The sequence below is a fragment of the Huintestinicola sp. genome (assembly GCF_050874005.1).
Taxonomy (GTDB): Bacteria; Bacillota; Clostridia; order Oscillospirales; family Ruminococcaceae; genus Huintestinicola.
The window spans coordinates 1-25,799 of the sequence record NZ_JBNMJV010000003.1 but is presented as its reverse complement, the minus strand read 5'-3'; the positions used below and the strand labels follow the sequence as shown (position 1 = coordinate 25,799).

Annotated in this window: 35 protein-coding genes; 3 read left to right on the top strand and 32 right to left on the bottom strand. The window is 48.8% G+C overall.

Annotated elements, in window-relative coordinates:
* Nucleotides 1-89 precede the first annotated feature (89 nt).
* From rbr to ACR0QN_RS01875, 5 genes are all read right to left on the bottom strand, one after another.
* On the bottom strand, nucleotides 90-629 hold the full coding sequence (rbr, locus tag ACR0QN_RS01895) for a rubrerythrin (RefSeq protein WP_432649498.1): 540 nt from the start codon (nucleotides 627-629) through the stop codon (nucleotides 90-92).
* Between the two features lie 255 nt (nucleotides 630-884).
* Nucleotides 885-2,147, bottom strand: coding sequence for an ABC transporter permease (locus ACR0QN_RS01890; protein WP_432649497.1), 1,263 nt, complete (start codon nucleotides 2,145-2,147; stop codon nucleotides 885-887).
* Complete coding sequence (locus ACR0QN_RS01885; RefSeq protein ID WP_432649496.1) at nucleotides 2,147-2,926, bottom strand: ABC transporter ATP-binding protein; 780 nt, start codon at nucleotides 2,924-2,926, stop codon at nucleotides 2,147-2,149. Before ACR0QN_RS01885 ends, ACR0QN_RS01890 begins: the two co-directional genes overlap by 1 nt.
* 16 nt (nucleotides 2,927-2,942) lie before the next feature.
* Complete coding sequence (locus ACR0QN_RS01880) at nucleotides 2,943-4,880, bottom strand: efflux RND transporter periplasmic adaptor subunit (protein WP_432649495.1); 1,938 nt, start codon at nucleotides 4,878-4,880, stop codon at nucleotides 2,943-2,945.
* 34 nt (nucleotides 4,881-4,914) lie between these two features.
* A complete protein-coding gene (locus tag ACR0QN_RS01875) occupies nucleotides 4,915-5,298 on the bottom strand; it encodes a GntR family transcriptional regulator (protein WP_432649494.1) in 384 nt (127 codons plus the stop codon).
* 402 nt (nucleotides 5,299-5,700) lie between these two features.
* Between ACR0QN_RS01875 and ACR0QN_RS01870 the strand changes: the two genes are divergently transcribed.
* Genes ACR0QN_RS01870 through ACR0QN_RS01860 form a run of 3 tightly spaced genes read left to right on the top strand, consistent with a single transcriptional unit; the run spans nucleotide 5,701 to nucleotide 8,894 of the window.
* Nucleotides 5,701-6,729 carry a hypothetical protein gene (locus tag ACR0QN_RS01870; protein ID WP_432649493.1) on the top strand — a complete coding sequence of 343 codons (1,029 nt, stop codon included), beginning with the start codon at nucleotides 5,701-5,703 and terminating at the stop codon, nucleotides 6,727-6,729.
* Nucleotides 6,730-6,763: 34 nt separating this feature from the next.
* Complete coding sequence (locus tag ACR0QN_RS01865) at nucleotides 6,764-7,732, top strand: bactofilin family protein (RefSeq protein WP_432649492.1); 969 nt, start codon at nucleotides 6,764-6,766, stop codon at nucleotides 7,730-7,732.
* A 25-nt stretch (nucleotides 7,733-7,757) separates the two neighbouring features.
* Entirely contained in the window at nucleotides 7,758-8,894 is a 1,137-nt protein-coding gene (locus ACR0QN_RS01860; RefSeq protein WP_432649491.1) for a hypothetical protein, read from the top strand.
* A 42-nt stretch (nucleotides 8,895-8,936) separates the two neighbouring features.
* Here ACR0QN_RS01860 and ACR0QN_RS01855 read toward each other — a convergent pair whose 3' ends face one another.
* The 27 genes from ACR0QN_RS01855 to ACR0QN_RS01725 form a co-directional block, all read right to left on the bottom strand.
* The gene (locus ACR0QN_RS01855; RefSeq protein WP_432649490.1) at nucleotides 8,937-9,665 is read right to left on the bottom strand and encodes a pseudouridine synthase; all 729 of its coding nucleotides are present in this window, start codon (nucleotides 9,663-9,665) and stop codon (nucleotides 8,937-8,939) included.
* A 15-nt stretch (nucleotides 9,666-9,680) separates the two neighbouring features.
* Nucleotides 9,681-10,835 carry a D-alanyl-D-alanine carboxypeptidase family protein gene (locus ACR0QN_RS01850; RefSeq protein ID WP_432649489.1) on the bottom strand — a complete coding sequence of 385 codons (1,155 nt, stop codon included), beginning with the start codon at nucleotides 10,833-10,835 and terminating at the stop codon, nucleotides 9,681-9,683.
* Between the two features lie 62 nt (nucleotides 10,836-10,897).
* Nucleotides 10,898-11,392, bottom strand: coding sequence for a GerW family sporulation protein (locus tag ACR0QN_RS01845; RefSeq protein ID WP_432649488.1), 495 nt, complete (start codon nucleotides 11,390-11,392; stop codon nucleotides 10,898-10,900).
* 5 nt (nucleotides 11,393-11,397) lie between these two features.
* A complete protein-coding gene (locus ACR0QN_RS01840) occupies nucleotides 11,398-12,201 on the bottom strand; it encodes a hypothetical protein (RefSeq protein WP_432649487.1) in 804 nt (267 codons plus the stop codon).
* Complete coding sequence (gene scpB / locus ACR0QN_RS01835; protein ID WP_432649486.1) at nucleotides 12,198-12,797, bottom strand: SMC-Scp complex subunit ScpB; 600 nt, start codon at nucleotides 12,795-12,797, stop codon at nucleotides 12,198-12,200. Before scpB ends, ACR0QN_RS01840 begins: the two co-directional genes overlap by 4 nt.
* The gene (locus ACR0QN_RS01830; protein WP_432649485.1) at nucleotides 12,781-13,551 is read right to left on the bottom strand and encodes a segregation and condensation protein A; all 771 of its coding nucleotides are present in this window, start codon (nucleotides 13,549-13,551) and stop codon (nucleotides 12,781-12,783) included. Before ACR0QN_RS01830 ends, scpB begins: the two co-directional genes overlap by 17 nt.
* The gene (locus ACR0QN_RS01825; protein ID WP_432649484.1) at nucleotides 13,548-14,219 is read right to left on the bottom strand and encodes a site-2 protease family protein; all 672 of its coding nucleotides are present in this window, start codon (nucleotides 14,217-14,219) and stop codon (nucleotides 13,548-13,550) included. Before ACR0QN_RS01825 ends, ACR0QN_RS01830 begins: the two co-directional genes overlap by 4 nt.
* A 152-nt stretch (nucleotides 14,220-14,371) precedes the next feature.
* The gene (locus ACR0QN_RS01820) at nucleotides 14,372-14,989 is read right to left on the bottom strand and encodes an N-acetylmuramoyl-L-alanine amidase (protein ID WP_432649483.1); all 618 of its coding nucleotides are present in this window, start codon (nucleotides 14,987-14,989) and stop codon (nucleotides 14,372-14,374) included.
* The gene (locus ACR0QN_RS01815) at nucleotides 14,986-15,399 is read right to left on the bottom strand and encodes a phage holin family protein (protein ID WP_432649482.1); all 414 of its coding nucleotides are present in this window, start codon (nucleotides 15,397-15,399) and stop codon (nucleotides 14,986-14,988) included. Before ACR0QN_RS01815 ends, ACR0QN_RS01820 begins: the two co-directional genes overlap by 4 nt.
* Nucleotide 15,400: 1 nt before the next feature.
* Nucleotides 15,401-15,502, bottom strand: coding sequence for a CD1375 family protein (locus ACR0QN_RS01810; RefSeq protein WP_432649481.1), 102 nt, complete (start codon nucleotides 15,500-15,502; stop codon nucleotides 15,401-15,403).
* The gene (locus ACR0QN_RS01805; protein WP_432649480.1) at nucleotides 15,495-15,815 is read right to left on the bottom strand and encodes a hypothetical protein; all 321 of its coding nucleotides are present in this window, start codon (nucleotides 15,813-15,815) and stop codon (nucleotides 15,495-15,497) included. The genes ACR0QN_RS01810 and ACR0QN_RS01805 overlap by 8 nt, the downstream gene beginning before the upstream one ends.
* Before the next feature lie 14 nt (nucleotides 15,816-15,829).
* Complete coding sequence (locus tag ACR0QN_RS01800; RefSeq protein WP_432649479.1) at nucleotides 15,830-16,594, bottom strand: hypothetical protein; 765 nt, start codon at nucleotides 16,592-16,594, stop codon at nucleotides 15,830-15,832.
* Nucleotides 16,595-16,617: 23 nt separating this feature from the next.
* On the bottom strand, nucleotides 16,618-16,869 hold the full coding sequence (locus ACR0QN_RS01795; protein WP_432649478.1) for a hypothetical protein: 252 nt from the start codon (nucleotides 16,867-16,869) through the stop codon (nucleotides 16,618-16,620).
* A 12-nt stretch (nucleotides 16,870-16,881) separates the two neighbouring features.
* Nucleotides 16,882-17,136 (bottom strand): hypothetical protein, encoded by a 255-nt coding sequence (locus tag ACR0QN_RS01790; protein ID WP_432649477.1) that lies wholly within the window; start codon nucleotides 17,134-17,136, stop codon nucleotides 16,882-16,884.
* A 4-nt stretch (nucleotides 17,137-17,140) separates the two neighbouring features.
* Nucleotides 17,141-17,488, bottom strand: a complete 348-nt coding sequence (locus ACR0QN_RS01785) for a hypothetical protein (protein WP_432649476.1) — start codon at nucleotides 17,486-17,488, stop codon at nucleotides 17,141-17,143.
* Between the two features lie 16 nt (nucleotides 17,489-17,504).
* The gene (locus tag ACR0QN_RS01780; RefSeq protein WP_432649475.1) at nucleotides 17,505-18,143 is read right to left on the bottom strand and encodes a hypothetical protein; all 639 of its coding nucleotides are present in this window, start codon (nucleotides 18,141-18,143) and stop codon (nucleotides 17,505-17,507) included.
* Nucleotides 18,140-19,441: a hypothetical protein gene (locus ACR0QN_RS01775; protein ID WP_432649474.1), complete on the bottom strand. Its 1,302-nt coding sequence runs from the start codon at nucleotides 19,439-19,441 to the stop codon at nucleotides 18,140-18,142. Before ACR0QN_RS01775 ends, ACR0QN_RS01780 begins: the two co-directional genes overlap by 4 nt.
* Entirely contained in the window at nucleotides 19,401-19,781 is a 381-nt protein-coding gene (locus ACR0QN_RS01770; RefSeq protein WP_432649473.1) for a hypothetical protein, read from the bottom strand. Before ACR0QN_RS01770 ends, ACR0QN_RS01775 begins: the two co-directional genes overlap by 41 nt.
* Nucleotides 19,782-19,796: 15 nt before the next feature.
* Nucleotides 19,797-20,225, bottom strand: a complete 429-nt coding sequence (locus ACR0QN_RS01765) for a hypothetical protein (protein ID WP_432649472.1) — start codon at nucleotides 20,223-20,225, stop codon at nucleotides 19,797-19,799.
* Between the two features lie 4 nt (nucleotides 20,226-20,229).
* Entirely contained in the window at nucleotides 20,230-20,574 is a 345-nt protein-coding gene (locus ACR0QN_RS01760; protein WP_432649471.1) for a hypothetical protein, read from the bottom strand.
* Between the two features lie 119 nt (nucleotides 20,575-20,693).
* On the bottom strand, nucleotides 20,694-21,026 hold the full coding sequence (locus ACR0QN_RS01755) for a putative minor capsid protein (protein WP_432649470.1): 333 nt from the start codon (nucleotides 21,024-21,026) through the stop codon (nucleotides 20,694-20,696).
* A 5-nt stretch (nucleotides 21,027-21,031) separates the two neighbouring features.
* Complete coding sequence (locus ACR0QN_RS01750; protein ID WP_432649469.1) at nucleotides 21,032-21,358, bottom strand: hypothetical protein; 327 nt, start codon at nucleotides 21,356-21,358, stop codon at nucleotides 21,032-21,034.
* 35 nt (nucleotides 21,359-21,393) lie between these two features.
* Entirely contained in the window at nucleotides 21,394-22,263 is an 870-nt protein-coding gene (locus ACR0QN_RS01745) for a hypothetical protein (protein ID WP_432649468.1), read from the bottom strand.
* A gap of 65 nt (nucleotides 22,264-22,328) precedes the next feature.
* Complete coding sequence (locus ACR0QN_RS01740) at nucleotides 22,329-22,706, bottom strand: hypothetical protein (RefSeq protein ID WP_432649467.1); 378 nt, start codon at nucleotides 22,704-22,706, stop codon at nucleotides 22,329-22,331.
* Nucleotides 22,703-24,100 (bottom strand): phage portal protein, encoded by a 1,398-nt coding sequence (locus ACR0QN_RS01735; protein WP_432649466.1) that lies wholly within the window; start codon nucleotides 24,098-24,100, stop codon nucleotides 22,703-22,705. The genes ACR0QN_RS01740 and ACR0QN_RS01735 overlap by 4 nt, the downstream gene beginning before the upstream one ends.
* A 15-nt stretch (nucleotides 24,101-24,115) precedes the next feature.
* Nucleotides 24,116-25,324 carry a PBSX family phage terminase large subunit gene (locus ACR0QN_RS01730; protein ID WP_432649465.1) on the bottom strand — a complete coding sequence of 403 codons (1,209 nt, stop codon included), beginning with the start codon at nucleotides 25,322-25,324 and terminating at the stop codon, nucleotides 24,116-24,118.
* A 13-nt stretch (nucleotides 25,325-25,337) separates the two neighbouring features.
* Entirely contained in the window at nucleotides 25,338-25,472 is a 135-nt protein-coding gene (locus tag ACR0QN_RS01725; protein WP_432649464.1) for a hypothetical protein, read from the bottom strand.
* Between the last annotated feature and the right edge of the window lie 327 nt (nucleotides 25,473-25,799).

Genomic DNA, 25,799 nt, shown 5'->3' with positions numbered 1-25,799 from the left:
CGATCATATCAAACATTGCCGAGCCACAAATGAAAAAAGTCTCTCCCCGTTCATTTCAAAGGGGAGAGACACGCATAAATCGTTTTAATTTAGAAATTGTCGCAGCTTACCTCAAAGTAGCTCTGGGGGTGATTGCATACGGGGCAGACCTCGGGTGCCTTGGTGCCTACTACGATATGTCCGCAGTTGCGGCACTCCCATACCTTGACCTCGCTCTTTTCAAATACAGCGGCGGTCTCAACGTTTTTAAGCAGAGCACGGTAACGCTCCTCGTGGCGCTTCTCGATCTCGCCAACCATACGGAATTTCTTTGCAAGCTCGGGGAAGCCTTCCTCCTCGGCAGTCTTTGCAAATCCTTCGTACATATCTGTCCACTCGTAATTCTCTCCGTCGGCTGCGGCTGCAAGGTTATCGGCGGTATTGCCTATTCCCTGAAGCTCCTTGAACCACATTTTTGCGTGCTCCTTCTCGTTGTCGGCGGTCTTGAGGAAAATTGCAGCTATCTGCTCAAAGCCCTCTTTCTTTGCAACGGAAGAAAAATATGTATACTTGTTTCTTGCCTGAGACTCGCCTGCGAAAGCTGCCTCAAGGTTTTTTTCGGTCTGTGTACCTGCGTATTTTGAAGCCATAATTATGACCACCCTTTCCTTTGGAAGACACGCTTGTTGCGTTCCGCCATATTTATGTGTTTTATTATACATTATTTTGTGGGAAATGTCAATAGATTTGACCCAAAAAACTCCGCCCGTTTAATTAACGAGCGGAGTGGTGGAAGGGTCTGAGTGATTTGGCAGGGATACGTATTTGTATCGTTACCGAGCCACCCGCCTGCTGCCCGAACAAATTATAGAACGTCTGGCTGCAGGCTCAGCCTGCCAGCCTGCTTATTCGTATCTGAGAGCCTCAATGGGGTCGAGCTTTGCAGCACGATTTGCGGGGTAATAGCCGAAGAATACGCCTATTGCCATTGAGAAGCCTACTGCAAGGACTATGGAACCGAGAGTGGGGGACGCTGTTGTTCCCACGATAAGTCCTGCGATGTTTCCAAGCAGTATTCCGAAGAGTATTCCGATAACGCCGCCGATAAGGCAGATGATTATGGACTCAACTATAAACTGCATTCTGATAGCGGAATTGGGTGCGCCCATAGCCTTTCTTACGCCGATCTCCCTTGTTCTCTCAGTTACCGAAACAAGCATTATGTTCATAACGCCGATGCCGCCTACAAGGAGTGATATTCCCGCAATTACCGAAATGGCAAGCTGGAGCATTCCGAGAACTTCGCTTATCATATCCATCTGTGACTGTGCTGTCTGGTAGAATATCTCCATCGAGTCATTGTCACGGTAGTAGGTATTGTTAAGATATTCCTGAACATCTTTACAGAAGCTGTCAGCGTCAACGCCTGTCTTGGTGTTTACGTTGAAGTAGAAAAATTGGTCATCGTTTATGCCTTGGAAACGGTTGTAGGTGGTGTAGGGCATATAAATTTCGCCGTTCCAGTCATCGCCCATCATATTGACCATTGCCGACATCATTCCCGACAGCTGATACTGATAAACGCCTACGATAGTAAGGTCTATCATATTTCCGTCGCTTACCGTAACGGATATGGTCTTGCCCACGGCACCTCTTTCAGAGCCGAAAAGCTTTCTTGCCTGCTTGTCGGAGATAACGGCTGTGCTGCGGTACTGCTCGCAGTCCTTGGCGGTGACATAGCGTCCTGCCACCATTTTCTGCATGCTCTGTTTGATGTAGCCTGCATTTACGCCGTAAAGGGTGATGTCGTAATCCTTGCGGCGGATATTCATTTTGCCCGATGATGTGCCTGCATTAAGGATAGTAACGTCAATATCATCGGCAAATTTCTGCTCAACGTCCTTTACCATTTCACCTGTCATCAGGTCCTCGGCCATATAATAATCTCTTGCGGCATCGTCTTTCATAGAAAGCTGAAAGCCAACAAGATTTGCACCGCCCTGAGAGTTGAAAATGTCCATTACACTGTTTTCCATAATGCTTCCCAGGGTGCTTATGGCGATGACCGAGCCGATGCCGATGATGATTCCCAGCATCGTGAGGAATGCTCTCATTTTGTTGGAGCGAAGTCCCGAGAAAGCGAGAGCTATGTTTTCAAGAAATCCCATTATGCCTCCGCCTCCTTAGGTTTATTGCGGTTTCCAGTGTCTCCGATGATGTTGCCGTCGGAGATGGTGATTATCCTGTCAGTTTCCTCCGCAAGCTCATTGTTATGGGTGATGAGGACGATAGTCTTGCCCTGCTCCTTGTGGAGCTTATGGAAAAGGTCCATTACAAGGCGGCCTGTTTTGCTGTCGAGAGCGCCCGTAGGCTCATCGGCAAGGATTATTGCAGGGTCATTCGCCATAGCTCTTGCAATGGCGATACGCTGTTTCTGACCGCCCGAAAGCTCGTTGGGCATATGACCCGCACGGTCGGACATCTCCACTATCTCAAGCAGCTCTTTTGCTCTTTCACGGCGCTGCTTTGCGGGTATGCCGCCGTAGAGCATAGGCAGCTCGATGTTTTTGAGTGCCGATGTCCTTGCGATAAGGTTGAAGGTCTGGAACACAAATCCTATCTGCTTGTTTCTGATAGCCGAAAGCTCCTTGTCGTTGGCTCTCGATACGTCCACTCCGTCAAGGAAATAGCTGCCCGAGGTGGGACGGTCAAGGGCGCCGATTATATTCATAAGGGTGGATTTTCCCGAACCTGACTGTCCCACGATAGAGACAAATTCTCCCTTGGGGACGTTAAAGGTCATACCGTGAAGTATCTCCAGCTCGTTGGGTGTGCCCAAATAGAAGCTTTTTACGATATCCTTGGCACAGATAACGTATTTTGAGGCTTCCTCTGGTACTGTGGCGCTCCCGTAGCTGTAAGAGGGAGGGGTGATGTTTTTCTTCATTGCAAGTCACCCCGCATTATTCAGCCGCAGCTGCGCTCTGTACTGCTGCGCCAAGAGCGCTGGTGATGATCACCATTCCGCCGTCGGTCACGTCGCCTGCGTTGGAGATAAGCTCCATACCCTCGGTAAGCTCGTCGGAGAAAATTTCAACCTCTGCGTCGCTTTCAAAGCCTGTTTCAACATTTATTCTTCTTGCGGTTGCGGTGCCGTTTCCGCCCTCTATCATATCGGCGGTGTAAACATAGCTCTGTCCGTCTGCGTCCTCTACTATTGCGTCATAGGTAACGGCAAAAACATCTTCGGCGCTGCCTGTTACAGCTGTGCACTTTGCGGTCATTCCGATCAGGACGCCCTTATCCTTTGTGCCGTGAATGAGAACTTCCACCTCAAATGATGCGGTGCCGTCGCTCTTGCCGTTTGCTGCCTTTACGCCTGTGGGGGCTATCTTGCTGATAACGCCGTCAAATTCGGCATTGCCCAGAGAGGGGATAGTTACTGTTACCTTCATATCGGGCTTTAATGTGCTTACGTTATATTCCTTTACTGTAGCTCTCATCTGGAGGTTGTCAAGATCCTCGATGATGAACAGGGTGCCTGCTGCAGGGGTGCCTTCAACGGCGTTTACGGCTGTTACAGTACCGTCGCAGGGTGCCTTGATAACGCAGTCATCAAGCTTATCTTTGAGTATCTCAAGATTTATGAGCTGAGAATCGTTTGCGGAAAGTACCTTTTCCCTGTCTGCCTGTGCCTTGAGGGTTGCAAGAGAGGAATCTGCGTTCTTGAGAGCAAGCTCATAGCTTTCTTTTGCGGTGTCATATGCGGTCTGAGCGTCGTCTACAGCTTCCTTGTAGTTCTTGATGGAGGTGTCGTTGCCGTCTTCAATGGACTTCAGGGTGTTCTGTGCATTCTCATAGCTTACCTTTGCACGCTCGTAGGTGCGCTCGGCGTTTTTCAGAGCTACGGAATTTGCGGAGTCGATGTCTGCCTTTGCCTTTGTGTATGCCTCAAGAGCGTCCTCATAGGTGTTCTCGGTGGTCTTAACGTCGTATTTCGCTTCAAGCTCGGCAAGAGCGCTCTTTGCTTCGGAAAGCTTCTGCTGAGCGTCTGTTACGGTTGCGGCAGAGACGGAAGATGCGTCGTATTCAAGCATTGAGGAGAAATATGTATAGTTGGAAAGAGCAGTCTCGTAGGCTTCTCTTGCCTTCCTCAGTTCTTCGTTCTTTATTGAGCTGTGGCGGCTGTCATATTCCTTCTTTGCGTCATCGTAAGCTTCCTTTAATGCCTTGATGTCGCTGTAATCCTCGTTTTCCTTGTCTTCCTTCGCTTCAAGGTAATCTGCCTTTGCACATTCAAGCTCATATGCTGCGGACTCAACGCTCTTCTTTGCGCTTACAAGCTGGCTGTCACGGTCGCTGCCCTGTATCTCAAGCTGCTCGTCATATTTATCCTGTGCTTTTCTGAGAGCTTCCTCAGCATTGTCAAGAGAAAGCTTTGCATTTCTTATCTCAGGATAGGAGCCGTCGTTTATCTGCGCAAGAGCCTCGTTGTAATTCTTCTCGGCGGTGCTGAGAGAATACTCGGTGTTTGCGTTGCTGCTGTCGATGGTGCTCTGCTGCTGGAGTATCTGATCCTGAAGATCGCTGGAATCGAGCACGGCAAGCACATCTCCTGCCTTGACCGTGTCGCCGACCTCAACGTTTATGCTTTCCACGTTATATCCGAGCTTTGCGCTTACCTGTGTAAAGTTCTGGCTCTCCACAAGTCCGCTGACGGAGACTTTGTTTTCGATTGTTTTCTTTTCAAGGGGGAATGTATCGGACATTGTCATTCCCGACATCATTGACGCACTGCTTATCATCATAATGATGAATGCGGCGATAAGCGCCAGCACGGCGATTATAATAATGATCTTGATCTTCGAGCCTTTTTTGCCCGCTTTCTTTTCTTTGCTCATAACACGTTTCCTTTCTTACTGACAAATCTTTCCGTTATGTTGGTTCGGTCTGCTCCCGAGCTGAATTTCTTTCGGAGATAAGCCTTGCAGCTTCGCTCTCCGAGTACCCCAGACGCTTCATTGCGCCGAGGAACGACGCTATTTCCTTTTCGGCAAGCTCCTCTCTCAGCTTTGAGATACGCTCGGGGTCGTCGGTGATGAACCGCCCCGATGTTCTTTTTGAATAGACAATGCCACGGTTTTCCAGTTCGGTGAGAGCCTTCTGCATTGTGTTGGGATTGACGTTTGCCTGAGAGGCAAATTCCCTTACCGGCAAAAGTCTGTCGCCCGGAGCAAGCATTCCCGAGGCTATCATCTGCTCAAGCTGCCGTACCACCTGTATATAGATGGGTGCGTCGGGCGTAAATACCCAGTGCATTACTGTCCTCCTTTGCTCTGTATTATTGTCATAATACAATAATACTACATAAAGAATTATTTTTCAATCGCCTTAATGCACAAAGTTTTTTAAAGCTGCGCTCAGATTTTAGCAATATATTACAGCGGAAGCACACGACTTTATTACTATATCATATCTGAATTAAAACAGGAATTGTAATTTATTAAAATCAGATTAAAAAATGTTCAGGGAAGATAACGGAATTTATGACGGAATTTGGTTATTTTTTTTGCTCATATTCTGTTGACATAACTGCGAAAAAGGTGTATTATTATTATTGAGTATATCTGTGCTGACGACCCGTGTCCCGAACAGTCAGGAAAATGCTGCGGGTCATATATATGCCGAAAGGAGCGGGGCTTATTCCCCGAAAGATATTATATGTATTTCGGAAGCGTTAAATTTTTCAGACACCTTATCCTGACGGTGGTTTTCGGCTGGATAGGCATTGCCACCCTGCTGGCGGTCTTCTTCGGAGTCAAGTGCCATAAGCTCGAAAACGAAGAAAAGGAACCTATGACCATTGAGGAGCATATTTCTCAGATGACCGCAGAGGGCTATACCCTTGAGGAGATAGAGTCCGTTATCCGCAGAGGCAGCAGTCTTTCCGGGGCGGAGAATGATATCCCTGCGAACGCAGGTGTTTTCACGGAGGAGACTTCTTCCGTGAGCGGGACAGTTACTTCGGAAACTGTTTCTGAGCAAATTGTTTCAGAGGAAACAATTTCTGCCTCGTCGGAAACATCTGACATATCCCTGCTTTATCCCGAAATGACAGTTACCCGTTCGGGAAGTCCCGTCCGGGCGGCGGCAAGAGACGTTTTCCTCACCTTTGAGGGAGACCCTTCCCCGAATATGGCTGACCTGCTTATTATCCTTGACCGTCAGAACGCTCACGCAGCTTTTTTCCTTGACACCGCCGAGTGCAGCGCTGATGACGGCGATACGGTAAGGCTTGCGGCTTCGAGAGGAAATTCTCTGGGAGTGCTTGCGGGAGCGGACAAGTCCTATGCAGACGCTCAGAGCTATCTTGCGGATTTTTACGCCTTGTACAGCGGTATTGCCGAGCTTTCGGGAACAGCTCCCGTTCTTTACCGGATACCCGACAGCGCAGAAATGACTGCCGAGACCAGACTGGAGATAACCGGCGAGCTTGAAAGACGTGGATTTGTTTACTGCGAATACAATGTTATTTCCGATGACAGGGCGCCCGACAGCGGCTGGCAGGAGATATATGACAGAGTGACCTCCCGTGTTTTCCGCAACAAAGTAGCGGAAAAGGGAAGCGTGGTGCTCCTTCACGGCGGCAGCAGCGATCAAAATACAGTATACACCGTTGAGGACATTATTTCCGATATGACCTCTCAGGGCTATTCATTCAAGGCTTATACGGAAAATACCGTAATATAAAAAATATATCCGTTTATGGAAGGATGAGAATAAAATGAGCTTAAAGGATAACTTTAATCAGGCCGTTAAAGAGATACTGAAAAAAGACGGTCTTGTTGGCGATAACCTTTCCAAAGGCTCCCGTAAAAAGACCGAGGTGGATAAATTTATGGGCGAGACTGCCGTTCCAGGCGGTTTCGGCGAAAGTCTTGCTCCCGGTGCGGAAACCCCTGCCGAAAGCTACGGCACGGACTATTCCGAGGCAGCTCAGCCCTCTGCCGAGGATTTCAGGAATGCTGTACATAATCAGCGCAGCGCCGACCCCTTCGGAGAGGATTCGGTCATTAACGAGCCAGCTTCCGAGCCTGAGGCTCCTGCAGAGAATTACGGCAGATTTGAATATCAGACTGCGGCGGACAGCTTTGCGCCTCCTCCTCCGTCTCCGCCCCCTGTCAGCCGTCCAAGCTACGGCGGCGGCTATAATCCTCCGCCAAGAACTCCTTCAGGAGGTTCGGCGTTCAGAGGCGGCAGACCGCCTGAGACCCCGTATTACGAGACCGAGGAGACCACCGTTATTTCCCGTAACACACGCATAAGCGGCGACATCAGTTCATTTGCCAATATCAATGTTGAGGGCAGCGTTCAGGGAAATATCAAGCTCACCAAGAATATTGCCGTTTCGGGCAAGGTGGTCGGCAACATCGAGTGCAACAACGCCGTTATGGCAGGCGCTCAGATGCAGGGTAGCATTTCCTCCAAGGGTCAGGTACAGATCGACCACGACAGTATCCTTTTAGGCGATATTGACACCCAGTATCTCGACCTTAACGGAAGGATACAGGGAAATGTGGAAGTCGGCGGCAAGGCAGAGTTCAAGAACGACGCCATTATCGTGGGCGATATCACCGCTTCAACAATTTCCGTTATCGACGGTGCCATTATACGTGGCTACGTCAATACAACATTTATGCAGGACAGCACATCTAACGTATTCCCCGAGGCTATCACCGTGGGAGACGCTTAATTTATCTGAAAGGACTGTTTGATATATGCCCGAAAATGATATTCTTAACGTAAACCCCGACTTAATAGATGATTTTGAGCTTCCTCCTCTTCCAAAACGCCCTGTGAAGCTTTCGGAAAGCGTGGAGAAGCTTGACAAGGAGCTTTCCGACAAGGAGATAGATGCAGAGCTTCCTCCTCTGCCCGAAAAAACCGTGGATAATTCTCTTGACGCCATTAAAGATGAAGTTTCTGCCGACAAACTTAAAAATGCGGATTCGGAATCTGTTCCCGACAAGCTTGACGAGATAAAGACCGATGATGATTTCGAACTTCCCCCTCTTCCCGAGATAAAGAAAGAGGAGAAGCCTGCCGATGATAATTTCGTTATCGAGGAGGAGCCGCCCGAGGACGACGGTACTGACGATACCTTTGATTTTACGGATAATTACGATCTTGAGGAACCCGACACAAGCAGTCTTGTTCTTGAGGATCTTACTGCCAGCGTGAAGCCTATTCGCTCGGGCCGTGAGGAATCTGCCCGAAATATGAGGGAAGCCATCAAGATGAACGACCTGACTATGGAAGTGGGCAGCGGTCCCGTCTTAGACGACCTCAGCAGCGAATACAAAGCTCCCGAAAATCAGGCGGAGGATCTGGTGGAGAAGGATCATCTTGACGACGATCAGAAGAGGATACTCCGTCAGCGCCTTAACGAAGACCTTGGCAAGCGCCCCGAGAATTTCAACGCCCGTGCCAGCCAGAACATCGCCAACAGGCTTCTTGAGGAAAAACGGCTCAAGATCGCAAAAAAGGGCTTTACAATTTCCATTATCCCCATAATTATGGGTCTTGCTTCGGCAGCTATCTGCTTTACTCAGCTTAACTGGGGCGATTATCAGTGGTTTACCTATGTTGCACCCTTTATGCTCCTTGCGGCGCTGATGCTGCTTATAAAGTCAAAGCACGTTAAAATGCTGTCCGTTTCCATATATGCTGTATGCGCTCTGATATACGCAGGCGTGGGACTGGTACTCTTTACCTTTAACAACAGTATCAGCGACGGTATCATACATATCATTTTCGGCATTGCCGCCGTTGCCCTGAACGTTATCTCCATTCTCATACTTATCAAGAATGAGGCGGTAAATACATATTATTCGGGCAATTTCAAAAAGAGATAAGCACAAAACTAACGGCTTCGGAGGCTCCGAAGCCGAATTTTTTTATTCTTTTCCTACCGCATTTCTCAGCGCTCTCAGCTCCTCGGCGGTAAGCTCACGCCACGCACCGGGCTTTAGCATTCCAAGCTTTACGGGACCTATGGAAGTTCTGCGGAGCCTAACTACCTCAAGTCCCACAGCCTCGCACATACGGCGTATCTGCCTGTTTCTACCCTCTCTGATGGTAATGCGCATAACGCTTCTTTCGGGAGTGTCAAGCTCTACATTTACCGTTGCGGGGAGGGTCATTCTTCCGTCCAGCTCCACTCCCTCGGTGAGATTTACTATCTGTTCGTCGGTTATCTTCGAGTGTACGGTGACACGATAGGTCTTGCTGATATGGCGGCTGGGGTGCATAATATCGTTGGCGAATTTGCCGTCATTGGTGAAAAGAAGCAGTCCCTCGGAGTTGCGGTCAAGCCTTCCTACGGGATATACTCTGTCCTCAACGCCCTCAAGAAGCTCGGTAACGCACCGTCTGTCCAACTCGTCGGACATTGTAGTAACATATCCACGAGGCTTGTTGAGCATAATGTATATCTTTCTCCGCTTTTTGGAGTAGCGGACTCTTTCGCCGTTTACTATGATAACGTCCCTGTCATTTGCCTTGTCTCCAAGCTTAGCGACCTTGCCGTTTACCTTGACAAGTCCCTGAGAAATAAGCTCCTCCGCTTTTCTTCGGGAACATATTCCGCTGTCGGACAGAATTTTCTGAAGTCTTATTTTTTCCATAGCATTTTTCCTTTTTTATTTAAATAAAAGTTCCTTTACATAATCAAGGGCTTTGGTGATAAGGGGCGGTTCATAGCCCTCTCCGCCCTTTTGGAGCAGGCTTTCCGCCGATATGAGCGGTATCTCGTCAATTACCCTGCCGCCGCTTTTTACGGTCAGAAGCCCGAGTATCTCGCCCTCGGAAACGGGGGCGTATATCATCTGCGGGACAGCCGCCGTAAATTCGGCACTTACTGTTTCTCCGTTAATTTTCGGCAGGATAATGTCCCTTTGGGTCACAAGAGTTATGCTGTCCCTGTCTCCGCCCACAGCATTGCAGGAATAGGTCTTTGAGCCGATGTTCACGCTTTCTGTTACACTAAAGCCGTAGTCAAAAAGCTTTGCGTGGTCGTTCCAGTCATCGGGGGCATTGAGGGTCACACAGATAAGCGTTACGCCGTTTTTCTCCGCCGCCGATACAAGGCACCGCCCCGCTTCATCGGTAAAGCCCGTCTTAACGCCGATACAGCCCTCATATTTGCTCAGAAGCTTGTTTGTATTGGTAAGCCACCTGTCAAAAGGGGGATTGCCGAACTGCAGCTTCATTGTTTTTGAGGAGCAAATCTCTCTGAAATCGGGATTTTTCAGGGCATATGACGTAAGCAAAGCCATATCTGCCGCTGTAGAATAGTGCTTGTCATCGTGAAGCCCCGAGGGAGTCACGAAATGGGTGGAGGTCATTCCAAGCTTTGAAGCCTTTGCATTCATCATATCCGCAAAGCCTTCAAATGAGCCGCCTACCCGTACCGCCGCACAGTTTGCCGCATCGTTTCCCGAGGGCAGGAGCATACCTATGCACAGGTCACGCTTTGAAACAATGTCGCCCTCTCTCAGCCCCATTGAGGAGCCTTCCGTCTTTACAGCATCGCTGTCCACCACAAATTCGGAGTCAAGGTCGCCGCTTTCAAGGGTGAGTAAAGTTGACATTATTTTGGTGGTGCTTGCCATCGGCAGCCGTTCCCTTTCGCATTTGCCCCACAAGACATTGCCCGTTGAAGCCTCTATGAGCACAGCCGCCTTTGCGGAAATATCTCCCGGAGCAGGCTTTGTATTTGCGGCAAATACCCCTGCGGAGCAGATAAACGTAATGACCGCCGCCGTTAGCAGGGCGCACACCCTTTTTATTTTCATTTGTTCATTCCCCCGTGCAGTTCATAATGATATATTATTATGCTCGGGGGCATTTGAAAATGTCAGTCTTTGAAATCGAAATCCACGCCGTCGGTCATACCGCTTTCTATCATTTCCTCGGGCAGTTCGATATCATCGGTGTCACGGGGGTCGGCAATGTCGGCAGTCTTTTTATCCTTTATCTTGTCCTCATTCTTGTCTTTTTTGAAAAGACCTGCCACCTTGTTAAATACCTCGGGAACCATATTTACAATAGCGGAAGATGTGGAAACGTCAAGATTCATCTGCATAAGCTGAACTTCGCCGTTTGATACAACGAGGAAGCCAAGAGGCGTAACGGTAATTCCTGCGCCGCTGGCACCGCCGAAAAGCTCCTTGTCGGTCTTGCTGGGAAGGTCAGAGCCGCCCCCCGCAAAGCCATATGATACCTTTGAAACGGGGATAATGGTAACGCCGCCGTCAAGCTTGACAGGCTTGCCCATAATAGTGTTTGCGTCAGCCATTTCGTGGATCTTGTCCATAGAAGCGGTAATGAGTTCTTTTACCTTTGTGTCCATTTTAATTATCCTTTCCTAAAAAGCTCCATAACAGGAGAGTATTTTTTCTTGTTTGATATATATCCGAAGCCTACGGCAAATACCGCATTTATAAGGCTTGCAGGTCTGAGACGGACTTTACATTCCCCATCATATCTGCTCTTATCGGCAGGGGTGTTGTAAAGACAGCTTATATTTATGGACCGCACCGACATTCCCACAAAGCATCGCAGGAATGATATGCCGTCATACACCGCCGCACCGATAGTACCGTAGGATATGGCAGCCTTTGCGGCGTCCTCGTCGGCGGCGGCAAAGTCGATGATAACATCGTCAATGCGTATCTTGCTGCCGAAGCGTTTGAGAGGTTCGGTCACAAGCTCGATAAGGAGCATTACCGAGTTTTTCTTTTCGGTAAGCTCGTCAAGCTTTGCGCTTATCCGCTCAAGGAGAGGGAGTTTTTCCTCCTTGGGTGGCTTTTTCTTATCTGATAAGCTTTCTTCTTTTGAGGAAATGCTTTCATTTTCGGTTGACTCTTCCGCCTGAACCGAATCGGCCTTCGGGGGACTATACTCCTGCGGCGTATCTTCGGTGTTGTCCTCCTCCGGAATATTTTCCGAAACGGGGGGCGGCATTTCCTTTGGCGGCTTGTCCTTTCGCCGCTTTTTCTTTTTCGGCGGCTTTTCCTTTCGGGGATAAAGGCTCAGAAAAAGGAATTTTACCTTTATATCAGCCTTGCCGCCGTAAAATCTGATATACGCCTCAACGGGGATATTCACCGTAAGCAGGATAATAAGTATCAGGGCGGCTATTATGATAAGCGCAGTCATTCGGCAGTCCCTTCCTGTGCCGATGAGTCGTCCTCATCGGTAAGCCCGGGCTCATCTGTAAGGAGAGTGTCGAAATCCTCCTTCACGTGTCCCGGGAGAGGGGGAAGGTCGTCTATTGACTGCAGCCCGAAGCACCGCAGGAATACGGGAGTGGTCTTATAGGCTATGGGACGTCCGGGAACATCAAGCCTGCCCGCTTCCTCAAGGAGATTTTTCTCCACCAGAGAATTTACCACGCTGGAGCTGTCTATCCCACGTATATGCTCCACAAAGCTTTTGGTAACGGGCTGATTGTAGGCGATTATGGTAAGCACCTCCATAGCCGCAGGGGACAGAGGAGCGTTCTTTTTATTTTCCGCCGCCGCTTTAACGCAGTCGTAATACTCTGTCTGCACCGCAAGCTGATAGCTTCCCCCAAGTCTCAGAACGGTAAGGGAGCTGTGATTTTCGGAGTAAGCGTCATTTAACATATCCGCAAGCTGGGATAGTGCCCCTTTTTCAATGCCTATCGCAGAAGAAAGCCTTTCGGGCTCAACAGGGTCTCCGCAGGCAAACAGCACAGCCTCCATTGCGGCAGCCTTACTTGTCAGCTTCATTTTCGCTCTCCTCCTTTTCCCACTCGGAAACGGTGTTTTCATTAAAGTCAATATCCGAAGCCGTGTTGAACGTTACCTCGGTGTTGTCGTCATTCAAAAGTATCCGCCCCGTTTTGGTAAGTTCAAGCACCGCAAGAAACGCCGCCACTCTCTCCGAGCGGTCGGTAATTTCCGAAAATATTCCCTCAAGAGAGCATTTTCCCTCTTTGTAGAGCATTTTTAAAACCGTTACTATCTTTGAGGAAACGGAAACGAATTTCTTTGAAACTATCTTTGAAAAAGCCGAAGGAGCAAGCTCGGGGGGCTTTTTTTCCTTCTTTATCTCCATACCCCGATAGGCTTTCACAAGTTCCATAGGGTCGTGGGTGCGGCTGTAGGTGCTGTCGACCTCTATCTCCATCGGCTTTTTAACGCTGTAAGCGTCGCCAAGATACTTTTCCCTCATAAGTTCGGCAGCCGCCTTGCAAAGGGAATACTCGATAAGCCTGCCCTCAAGCTCTTTTTTCAGAGTTTCCGCTTCTTCCTTACGGGGCAGCAGGGAAACTGTCTTGATGTAAATGAGCCTTGCTGCCATTTCCAGAAATTCTCCGGCAATTTCCATATCCTGCTCCGCCATATGGGAAATATAGTCAAGATACTGCTCCACAAGAGTCATTATGGGAATGTCGTTGATGTTCAGCTTGTGCTTTGAGATAAGGTGCAGCAGCAGGTCCAGGGGACCTTCAAACACCTCAAGCTTGAATGAAATGCTCATACCGATACGCCTGCCGTAACAGCTATCATAATATAGTCCACCCAGCGTGTAAGGAAGTCCATAATGTCAATGACCTTACCTTGCAAAAAGCCCAGCGGAGCGTCAAGCAGTCCCGAATAGACCAGGATAATAAGCACGATAAATATAATATTTTCATACCGCATTATGGTAAAATACCACTTTTCGGGGAGCACGGCATTAAAGATCTTAGAGCCGTCCAGGGGCGGTATGGGCAGGAAATTGAACACCGCAAGGGAGATGTTTATAATTGTGACATACAGAAATACCATAGCCACCATCTGCATAGTGCTGTTGTCCTTTACAACGCCTGTGATCGCCAGCACCTTGTAAACTATCATAGCCAGAAACGCCATAATAAAATTTGAAGCAGGTCCTGCAAGGGAGGTAAGCACCATACCCTTTTTGGGGTTCTTGAAATTTCTTGGGTCAACGCTAACGGGCTTGCCCCAGCCGAAGCCCACAAGTATCATCATCAGGGAGCCCCAGAGAGTAAGGTGGGCAAAGGGATTAAGGGTAATGCGCCCCTGCTTTCTGCCCGTATCGTCTCCCATTTTTTCAGCCACCCAGGCGTGGGCGCACTCGTGAACGGGAACAGCCGTAAACAGCACCAGAGCCTTTATAAAATAATCAAGCACAGTTTCATTCATAGCAAATTTCCTTTTTGAGAAATAAATATACACTTTAATTATACATTATAATTTCGGGAATTACAAGAGAAATCCGGAAAATAATTTAATATTGTTTCGGATACCAAAAAATTCCCTGCGGTCTCTCTAAAAAAGAGACCGCAGGAATTTTGTCACATAACCTTGATAAAAGCCTCGGGATAATCTTTTTTCACCGATTTTAGAAATCTATCGGCATTTTCTTTGGAGCCGAAAGCCCCCACCTGCACATAATACATTTTCTGCTTCGGGGCTTCTGAACTTACGGATAAAGCCGAACGCACCTTATCTTTGAGAGCCATAAAATCCTCGGGGTGAGAGACATACCATAAGGGACAATGCTTCCCCGTCACATCGTAATGGCGGATAATGTCATCGGCAGTCAGCCCGAATTTGCGGCAAAGGTAAGCGCAAAGCTCTGCAAGGCTGTCCTCAGTCGCCTTGTTGAATTTACCCGTGCTGTCGGGGTGACAGCATTCAATGCTTATGCTGTAGCCGTTTGCCTGATTGGTGCAGTATGACCATTCATTCAGCGGAATGCACTGGATAATCTCGCCCTCAAGTCCGATAACAAAATGTGCCGAGACATATCTCTCGTGGGTGTCCTTGAGATTTTCAAAATAATCTCTATTGTTTTTTGCTGTAGACTTGGGATTACCCACATAATGCACCGCAATTTTTGTCACCCTCTCAAGCCTTATTCCCGGGCGGCTGTACTTATTCGGCGTTAAAAACATCTCGGTTATTTTCATTTCACATCACCCTTTCCGGAACTTCTTATCTGCTCAAGCACATCTATGAGTTTTGGCGGCAATGGCAGACCCAGAGAAGTACAGTTTTCCAGCACCGAAATCCCCTCGTTGCCTATGTAATACATCGCCGTTACCGTCCTCGTCACATCACCGCTGCATAAAACGCATTTGTCAATGTAGTGAGCGATGCCGATAAGCAGAAGGATACACCCCTTTCGAACAAGTCCCCAGAATCCCACCTCGGAGGATAATTTCTTCTGCTTTACCGCCACAGCCACACCCGTTATGTAATCGGCGCTGATAAACAGTATAAGCGCATACATTATCCCGTCCATACCGCCTAAAAACCCCGAAACAGCGGTAACGATACTGCCGAAAATAATTTTCATAAATTCCGTAAATCTGTCCATTTTACGCTGCCAGCTCCTTTCTCACTTCCTCACGCCATTTTTCAGGCACATCGTCGATAGTCAGTTTTCCGCATTTAATGCAGTAAATATAGATTTTAACCACTCATTATCACCCCCGCAAGTTCCGCAATTGCTGCGGCAAGTTCAGCGTTTGAAGGCGCCACAGGCGTATCTTCAGGCATATCCGCCGCCATTTCATCGGCGGAACGTTCTGATATTTCGCCGTTTACGTATTTGTAACGGTAAATGCCGTTATCATCAATGACAGATTTTGGCAGGTAATTTCCCTGGGCGTGGACAAATCTGTCCCCGTCACCGCTGTCGATCTCCGTCCACCCCGACAAATCGGAAATGAAAATTTCGGAATTAACAGCAGTTATCCGATCCTGGCTGTCAGTTTTAATAAAAACACGCATATATATTCCCCCAATCAATAAATTTCTGCGTCAAAATCGGTATATCCCGTTGTGTAAATCGGGGCGATAAATCCATCAACAGCGTTTGCAAAATAGTCGTTTGTTATTCTAATATCATATCCGCATTTCTGTAACGTTAAATTAACGCTGTCTGCACCTGCCACAACTGCATTAGCCGCATCATTTGTAAATAATCGGAAACACCACGGCGTTCCGCTAATTGTAGCCGTGGGGGCTACCCGCATTTCAATCGGAAACCGTATTGTACAACCGGCATATTTAGCAGATGTTTTCTGATAGCTGATCCTGCTGACATTTGCATTTTGGTTTGGATTTGCAATACCCCTTCCTATCCTATAAAAATAACGATAGCATTTCATCAGTTCCGCTGCGGGGTCGGGCGGCGAAAAATCCGTTGCAGCGCTGCCTGTTTCCAGCTTTGCCCACGAAATGACATCACCGTTTCCCGTAATGGTAAATGTTTTTGCAGTATCGTCATAAACCGCCGTGCCTGCCGAAACGCTTGCGGTGACATTTGTTCCCACGGAATTTTCCAACGGCTGACAAATAGAACCGTCCAGCGTTAACGTCCCGTCCGAGTTGACCGTGACCGTTCCCGATACCAATCGCCACCTGTCAACAAAATATTTCCCTGTATCGGAAAAAGCCCCCGAGATCCCACGCTGATTTATGCTGAAATCGGGATTTATCAGCAGATTGATATTTGATGTCCTTTTCTTTACCTCTTCAAATACCGCCTGAATCCCTGCCTTATCCAAATAATTATAACCACTCATACTCATCATCCCCATACCCGTTTCGCTATCTCTGCAATTTCCGTGTCAGAAACAGCTTGCATATCGACTTCCTGCACACATTCCGAAGCGGCGGCAGTCACCAGATCATAAACAGCCCTGCTTCCTGCGGCGCAGTCATTTGTGCTGTCAGCGGAAATAATGCTGTCGACAGTAACAGCCGAATTGTCTATCTGTTTTTTTAACTGCTGTGACAGGAAAAGCAGACCGCCGCCGTCAAGCCTTGTGTATGTTTTCATACAGTTCCCCCTTTAAAATCCTGCCTTTATTAGTATTTCAAGAATCTCATCATTTGTCAGAACGTGATCTCCCAGATCTTCAAACGAGCTGTCCGAGATAAGCACAGCGCCGTTTATCTTCGGCTTGTTTATGAGAGTATTGTAATCATTAGCGGAAGTCTTTTGCCCCGTATCCAGGTTTCCCGTAAGTCCTGCCGAAACGTTCATCACGCCCGTGAGCGAGACTTGTGAAATACTTCCCGTCAAAGTCTTTTCAGCCAAAGCCATATCATCACCCCCTCGGTATCCCTGTAATATTGCGGACAATTTTCAGTCTTGTCGCCGGAATAATGGTGAATATATTATCCTCGTCCATTACCAGCCGAACGTCAAAAACATAATTGCCAAAAGGGATATCTGCCGTTTCACAGGGAAAAAGTACGATAGGCAGTCCCTCTTCCGAGCGATCTGCTGCAGTCACTTCCTTGTGAAGTACCGCCGTTTCGGGATCGTCCTCCTTTTTCAGATCAATATATATCACGTCCGTGTCCGAAAGGACGTACTCGCTCCCGTCAGATGTTATGATACTCTCAATGTACAGCTTCAGGGTATCTCCCCTTACCAGAACAATTTCTTCCATAAAGCACCCTCCTTTGTTAACCTGCGCAGCTTCTGCATACCGCATACAGCCCGTAGACAGACTGCAGAAAATCGTCCCCATCGCCGTTGATGATATAATTCCCATTGTACTGACTTCCGCCGAAATCATTTTTTGAATGAGTAAATGTACCCATAGTAGTCGATGTTTCACCTTTAATGCGGTCCGAGTCGTTTGTCCAGCTGTAAGGCGTTTCGCTTTTAATGTAGGTACCTTCAACGTCAATGCGTAAAAAATTAGACCCTCCTTTATTTACAGTCATTTCCCCCGAAGTAATAAGAAACCCCGAATATTCGTAAATACCGTACAGTCTTTGGGGAACGTCAAGGTTCTGGTAATTCTCGTGCCTTTTAGTCCAGAAATTTGTAAAGCAGGTTGCATATTTAAATTTGTTGTTCAGATAAACGCAGTAGTAAATTGACCACATAGTGATATAGTCAACTATTCCCCCGTGGATTTCACCGAACTTGAAAAACTGCATATTATCCACATCGGAAGCGATCTTCACACGCACGTCCCACCCGTCTGCAATATCGAATTTCCGGAGCGTGGGGGTCTCGTCAAGCTTTTTTACTCTCGGGTCGATCTCTCTGACCCTTCCGCAGCCCCCCAGAATATATCCTGCAATAAAACTCACTCGCTTTCCTCCTTTGTAAGCCTGATGTTGTTTTTCGAGCCGTCCTCGTTTTCATCATAGCTTAAAATGTAAGCTGTATTTCCGTAAACGAATTTAGTTGCGGTGTCGGAAACAGCAGAAATTATGTCGGGCATAACACCGTCCAACATAGCCCCGTCAAATTCCGTCACTTTGTCGCCTATGGCAGAGAAAAATGAGATATCCGCCTCTCCAAGATCGGTCCCCGTGCTGCTTGTAAAGCCCACACCCTTTTGGGTAAGCACCGTGCTGCCGTATTTCCGGTCAGCCTCAATGCGCTTGCGAAGCTCATACCCCACAAGATCGGTGTAATCAGACTCGTCCTCGCATATATCGGCAGTTTCCGCCTTTGCAAAGACCGCAGCAGCCCCGAAGCAAATTTCCGTCCTTACCGAAATAAGCCCGAAAGCATCTCCGAAAACGAACTCGGTCAGACCGCAGGGAGCGGCGGAAATACTTGCGTGAGCACAGTAAAATGAGCGCCATACCTTTTGAGCAATGAGGGACATTGCCGCTCCTGTCAGTTTATCGTCAAAAAGCTTTCCCGACAGCTTCAGCATATTTCTGTGATCCGAACCGCTTCCTGCGGAAAAGACCTCGCCTGTAGCGGAGTTCTTTGCATATACCGCCGTAAAGGGACCCTTTTCCGAGTGAATGAACAAGGGAGCGCTGTCCGCCGTATTGACTCCCACGCTGCCCGAAGCAGCGGGAAATGGCGTAAATTTCAGCTCCTCCTCATCTGAGCAGTACCATACCCCAACCCCGTTTTCCGAAAGATGATTTAAAATTTCCCTTATCTTTTTCCCGTGAATATCCTTGTAATAAAGGCGGGGAACTGCCGAAAAGCTCAGGGAACAGGGCTTGAAGCCGCACTGATCCGCAATATCCCCCAGCACCTGGGAAGTGATATAAGGCTCATCAGCTTCCTTGTAAGAGCTGTCCCTGAAATCATTTTCGGTCATTCTCATTCTGTCAAAGGCACGAACAGTAACAAGTCCCCCACGCCTTTTTATGCTGCTGATAAAATGGGGACAGAAGCTCATATCCGCCGCCCCCGAAACAGTAAGATCGACCGCCGCATTGGGATAAAAGGTTTCAGCTGTCCGCACCGTCATAATAAGCTCAGAGCTTACGATACCCTTAACGGGCATATTTTCGCTCTGCCTTATAAGTTTTATGGAAGCAATATCCCTGCCGTTTACGGTGATGCCGCCAATGGTGACATTATAATCATTCAGGCTAAAGACAGTCCTCGGGGACAAAAGCAGCGTGAAGCTCAATGTCCGCTGTCCAGAACTGTTTTCCGCCAAAGACCCTGTCTAAGGAAAGTGCAAGCCTTACCCCGCAGAAATCCGCCTCTTTTTCCTCGGGAGCGGAATATCTCACCCTTATGCTTTCGCTTTCAAAAGCCGCCGAAAGCCCTGCCGCCGCAGTATCGTCCACATCGGAAAGAACAGCCTTAACCGTCACCTCGTGACCCGTCCTCGTGCGTATCTTCTCCCCGTAAATGTTCACAAAGGAGCTTTCCTCGTCATAAACGGGAGAAGTCACCGACGAGTATTTGTTAGCCGTAATAAACCTGCTCACATCAATATCGCCAATTTTTAGATAAACGCCCAAAAAATAACCCCCCTTTTAACAAGCGGAAAAAACCGCCTTGACCATAATTCCGTAAATCTCCGAGGGAGCGGAAGGTGCAGCGGAAACAAGCATATTCCCCAGAAAAGCCACACCGCCGCCGCTCATATAAACGCACCTCAGAGGAACTCCTTTCTCAGCCGAATCAAGTATCATCTCCTGCACCCCGTCACCCGAAATAAGCAGGAGATCAAGCCTTATCTCAGCCCTCTCGGAAACAGGCACCGCTCTGTCACCGTCCACAAAATCCCTGATGACCACCCTCGGGGACAGATCGGCAGAAATTCCGCATACTCCCTCGGTCACCGCCGTAAAATCTTCTGCCGCCAGATCCCCGTTTTCGGACATATCAATTCCCAGGATATAACCGAACTCGTCAAGAAACTCCCCCTCGCCAAAGCTTTTCAAAGCCTCTTCTACCGTCAAACTCTCACCCCCTGTAAATTATCTCAATATCCTTTTCAATGCGGATAAACCCGTTTTCCTTAGCCGCCGCAATTACCGCAGGAAAGGGCGAGCTTATTTTAATAATGCCCTCTCCCGAAAACCCCATAAGCTTGTCTGCAGCGCTGTCTGCCATATTAAGCAGCTCTCTCCTGCCCGTAAACCCGGAAGCGGAAATAACAGCCTTGACCTTAACTATCCCTCCGTCATACAGCTTCATAAATCCGCCGCCGCTCTTAGGCAAAATAGTCACTTCACCCGAACCGTAAGCCCCGACTCCCGCCGCCCCGCAAAGCACCTCCAAAAGCTTTTCACTGCTTTCTATTCTCATTTCGTCCTCCTTTCAAACGAACTTTATTCTTTAAATTTAAAAATTTTGGCATTTTATTGTCTCGTTACCGAGCCGTCCATATGCCGCCCAAATAAAATGCAGAACGAACAGCTGCAGGCTCAGCCTGCCAGCTCCAGCACAATAAACCTCAGTCTTCCGCCGCAGTAATGATACTTTATCCCCGTCACCCGAAACTCCTCGCCTCTGATGATCGCCGAGCATTCACCGCCGGAGGAGAAAACAGCCTCATCGGGAACACTCCTGCCGCAGTCATAAAATATCCTGCCCCGTGAGAAAACCGCCTCACCGTTTTTGTCCGCATTTTTCTGACGGTATATCTCAATGCGGACTCTCTCGAGCCGCCTTTCGGAAACGACCTCTTTGTCACCGAAAATATCACCGCCGCCATAGACCCTTAAAATACAGCTCCCGTCAAGAAGCCTGTACGGCATATGCATCAGACTCTCACCTCCACATCACCTCTGAATAAAAGCCCCGACTTTTCAAGAATAGCAAAAGCTCTTTGGCAAATTGTACCGCTCTCTGCATATTCAGCCGAAAACTCTCCGATCTTCACCGAAGAAAACCCCTCATTTTCGGAAATAAATTCTCCCTGAGCGCAGACCGCCCTGAAAAATTCGACCTGTTCCTCCCGTGAAAAATAGCCGTTAAGTACAACACCCCCGAGAACATCGGCAGCACAGCGTATAAAGGGCATAATGACCTCTTCCTCCTCCGAACCGCCGTAAACCGTCCTGTAAAATTCATAATCGGGATATATCAAACAGCACACCCCCTTTCTCCCCGAAAATTTTCGAATCAGGCAGTAGCAGTATGGCAGTAAACGCCTGCCGCCTTGTTTGCATAAACGGAGCAGAGACCGTAGCTTCTGTAGCCGTACTTCCAGGAATCAGCGTCGGGATTGTTGGCAGGACTGATTATCTTGGGGAGTGCGTGCTTGGTAAACTGAATTACCGCAGGCTTGTGAACTATCATAAAATTGATGTTCTTGCCGCCTGTCGCCTTAGAATAGCCGCCGCCCTCTTCGCCGCTTGAAACGCCGTCGTTCAGCTTAACAGCCGAGTAAAATCTTGACTGAGGAACCACTACGATCTGGTCAAAGCCCGCCATAACAGCTCTTGACTTAGTGGTATCCATATCGTCTATCATACCCTTGAGAACAGGGGTGATAAAGAGGATCCTGTCCTCGGAAGGCACCTCCGCAGCGTCCATAGCGCTTACCGCCTTTCTGATGGCAGCCGCAGCCTCCTCGCCTGTCGCAAGATCGCCCGACTCCGTGGAAATGCCGCTTGTGCCCGCAATGGAAGCAAATCTGAAAGCGTCAAGCTCGGGAACAGCCTTAGTTCTTACAAATTCGCCTGCCAGAGCGCCGAAAGCAATGCTCTGGCTCTCCTCGTTGTCCATAGCGTCCACGGAGAACATTCTGCCTCTCTCGTAGCTGTACTTAACAGTCTGCCAGGTAAGGCTCACATTTCCGTCCACATAGCCGCTGTTTCTGGAATAATCCGCCAGACCGTCCATAGAGAGCTTGGGAATGACTATCTCATTGGCGTTAGCGCCCTCTCTCGCAAGGGCGGCGTCAGACTCAAGCACAGCAGTCTTGGCGTTTTCTCTGTAGGTCTCGTCAAGGAGAGATGCGTACTTCTTAGCAAGTGTAATAGTGTTCATAGATCAAATACCTCCGTAAATTTAAAAATAAAAATGATTGATATGTGTTAGGGAATGTTTATGGCTTACCCTTTAAGCCCGAAAGCCTTTCTCAGCGCAAAGCTCTCACCTCCCGACTTTTCGCCGGGGACACCCGTGGTGATACCGCCACCCGAAGCGGAGATCCTTCCGAATGCAGCTCTTGCCGCCTCTTCAAACTCCACCCCGTCTCTCTCGGCGTAAAACCGCCCCAGACAAATAACGTCCTCCGTAATACCCGAGGGAACACCCAGCTCGGCGCAAACGCATTTCGCCTTGAGATAAGCATTCTCGCTTTCCGCCGCCGCAAGAGCAGCCATAAGCTCCTCCTCACGGGAATTGGTTTCCTCGGAAACCTCTTCTTCCGAAGTCTCCTCCTCCGAAACCTCAGAAACGACCTCTTCCTTTAAAATTTCCTCATTCATTTAAGTAAACTCCTTTCCTTTTCGATCTTCTCAAGCTCCCTCACAGCGTCCTCCTCGGAGCATTCCAGAGCCGCCATAACAGCAGAGACACGACTTATAAGCCCTGCGTCAACAAGCCTTATGTTCCTGTCAATTATCTCGTCCCTGTCAACGGTCTGCCTGTCCGAGAACGCCACCCTCACATTCACCTCCTCGAGGGGGAGCGCACCGCACATCTGACCGCAGCGGATAATGCACTTAACAGCATTTTCGATAAGCTCCGCCGCCAGACATCGGTTAGTCTGCATAGTAATTTCGGTTCGGGTCTCCATACTTTTGACCTCCGCAGCCGTCCGCAGCCCTGCGGAGCTGTTAAAGGACAGCGTGCCCGAGGACAGCCCCACCTGAAAGCATAAAATGTCCAGCAGCGCATTTATAGCCTCCACGTGTTCCGAAACTCTAAGCTCGCAGGTATTGTCGGTGATCTTGAGGTCCTGTTCCTCGTCGCATTTAAGCGCCTGATACACCTCGTCGTCAGCATCAAAATACCTGCTTATCCTGCCCGTGTCGGGGTCAACCACCGTCCGAATGCAGGAGCTCGGCACGATTATCCTCTTTCGACCCAGCACGAATTCCCGTGAAAAGCTGTCAAAAGCGATGTCAAGCGCCTTTAACGTGTCGGTGCAGTTAGCAAAGCAGCTAAGCCCCAAAAGAGACCCTTCCGACAAATTGTTGTCCCCCGCAGGGCGAAAATAGGCAAACATCGGCACGTCCATTGACGGATATTCCGACCTTTCCGAAAGCCCCCCGAAAACCTCCTCCACAGGGATCTCGCAGGAAAGAGAACCGCCCTTAACTTCAAAAAGCCTGCGGTCAATAACAGCGTGACCGTCCTTCATTCCGTGCCTCTCGAAAAGGGCAAATTCTCTGCCGCCCCGAAGAAATCTGCTCCCGAAAATGCCCTCGCAGATGCCTCCCCGACCGTTTCCCACAGGGATAAAATCCTCAGCGGAAATATAATCTATGGACACCCTGCCCCCGTCAATGTAAATTTTCATAGCGCCGCCGCCAAGAGCATAAGCCCTGCTGAAAAAAGCGGGAGCCTTTTCCCAGAAACCATTCTCCTGCAAAATGCGCATAGCATATTCCTGCTGAACGGGACTTTTGCAGAAAATATCCGCCTGACTTGAAAAAGTGAGTGAAGCAAGACTGTCGCAAAGGACTTTAGCGCACCCCAGCTGAGAAATTCTCCTTTCCCCCTTTCCGTAAAGCCCCGACCTTTTCACATAAGCCCAGGGCGGCTCGCCACGGTAAATATTCGCACACACTTCAATAACGTTTCTGAAAAATTCCTCTTCAAGGGGAATTTTAGTATCGGGGAAAGCCCTCGCCGCCCCGTTTAAGATATTACCCATAAAACCTCCTGTAAATCACCTTGCCGCCGCAAGAATTTCCCTCATTCTCCTCTCGGTGGAATACTCCTGGGCGTCCAGACTGTCCACATTAACGGAACCGTCGTCAAGCCGCCTGTCCGTCCCACCCGACTCCCATACCGCCTCGGAGAATGCCTTGATGGTGTTCACGCATTTGGCAGCAATGCGGTATCTGCCGCCGCTCATCACCGATGAGTAAAACCTTATGCGCTGCCCGATGTCCCCCTTTCTTGCATTGTGTATCTCTACGGGGAGACGTTCACGCCTTGCCGCATTCTCAAGTCCCCTTATGAGGACCTGCTCAGCGCTGTCGCAGTAAACGTCTCTGAGACAGGGATAGCTTTTCAAGCATTTTTTAATGAACCTCACAAAATCCCTTTCCAGCTCCGCAGGAGAAATTATCCCCTGCCTGTAATACTCGTCAAGAGTAATTATCCTCTTGTACCCCGCCGTGTACCCCGTCAGATTAAACGCCGTAGCAGAGCCGTTTCCGCCGAAATCCACCCCCACGTCCGCCATAATGATGTCCGTCGCCTTTACCCTTTTGATAATGAACTTTTCGGGAGCGTCCGCAAAATCCCTGTAAATGACCCCCTCGGCGCTTTTCCATTTTCCCAGAATGAACCTGTCGTAATAGACCGACCCCGCATAATCCCTCTTTAAGCCTTCAACGAATTTCTCGGGCAGCTTGGGATTATCGTCAATGGTAAACTGAGAAGCCCTCACCGAACCGTTTTTCACTCCCTCGTCAATGAACTTTTTCAGCCAGTGACCCGGAGAAGCGGGATTGCAGCTGCCGTCGAAAATTGAATTGGGTCGGTCAAGCCTTGACATTATCATTCTGAAAACGTCCTCGCTCCAGGTGGTCATCTCGTCTCCGTAGCAGTAGGAAAGGCTCAGACCCTGAAGCTTGTCCGCACAGCCGCTGCGAAACGCCCCGAAGATGAAGCAGTCACGCCCGAAAAGCCTTACCGCGCCGCCGCTTTTGACCCTCCCCACCAGCTTTTCCCCGAACATCTGCCTCATAGGGTCAATGATGTTTCGTGAAACGCTGCCCTCGGTGTTTCCCACCAGAGCGATAGCCCCGTTTTCATCGGCAGCAAGTATCCTGTTTGGTATTCGGTAAAAGTCAAGAAAAGTCTTTCCCGACCGCACCGCCCCCACCGAGATGTTCCATCTTTTCGGCTCATATGTAGAAATGCGCATGACCTCTTCCTGTTTAGGTGTCAGAGACAATTCCCGGACCAAACACATCACTCCTTTCGGCAAATAACCCTCTCAGCTCGGAAACAGCGTCCTTCTCAGCCATATCCTCGCCGCCGTAAATTCCGTAAATGCGACAGAGAAGCTCCAAAGCTCTCAGCTTGTCATAAAGCTTTATCTCAATTCCCTTAGTGCCTGCCTTGACCGAAGCCAGCGCCTTCCTGCAATCGGGAGAAAGCCTGTCCGTACCGGTAAGGATAATGACCTGCTCGCCGTTTTCACCTTCTTCAATTTTTGCAAATTTGGAGAAATCGGAAAACGCAATAGCCGCCAGCTCACTGATATAATCCCCTTAGAGTAGACACTCGAAAAAACAAAAATTTCGAGACTACACTAAGGGGGTAATTTTATGCCAAGAAGAAGTCATAAGAACAAGAAGTATTCAACAGAACTAAAGCTGAAAGCGGTAAAAGAATAT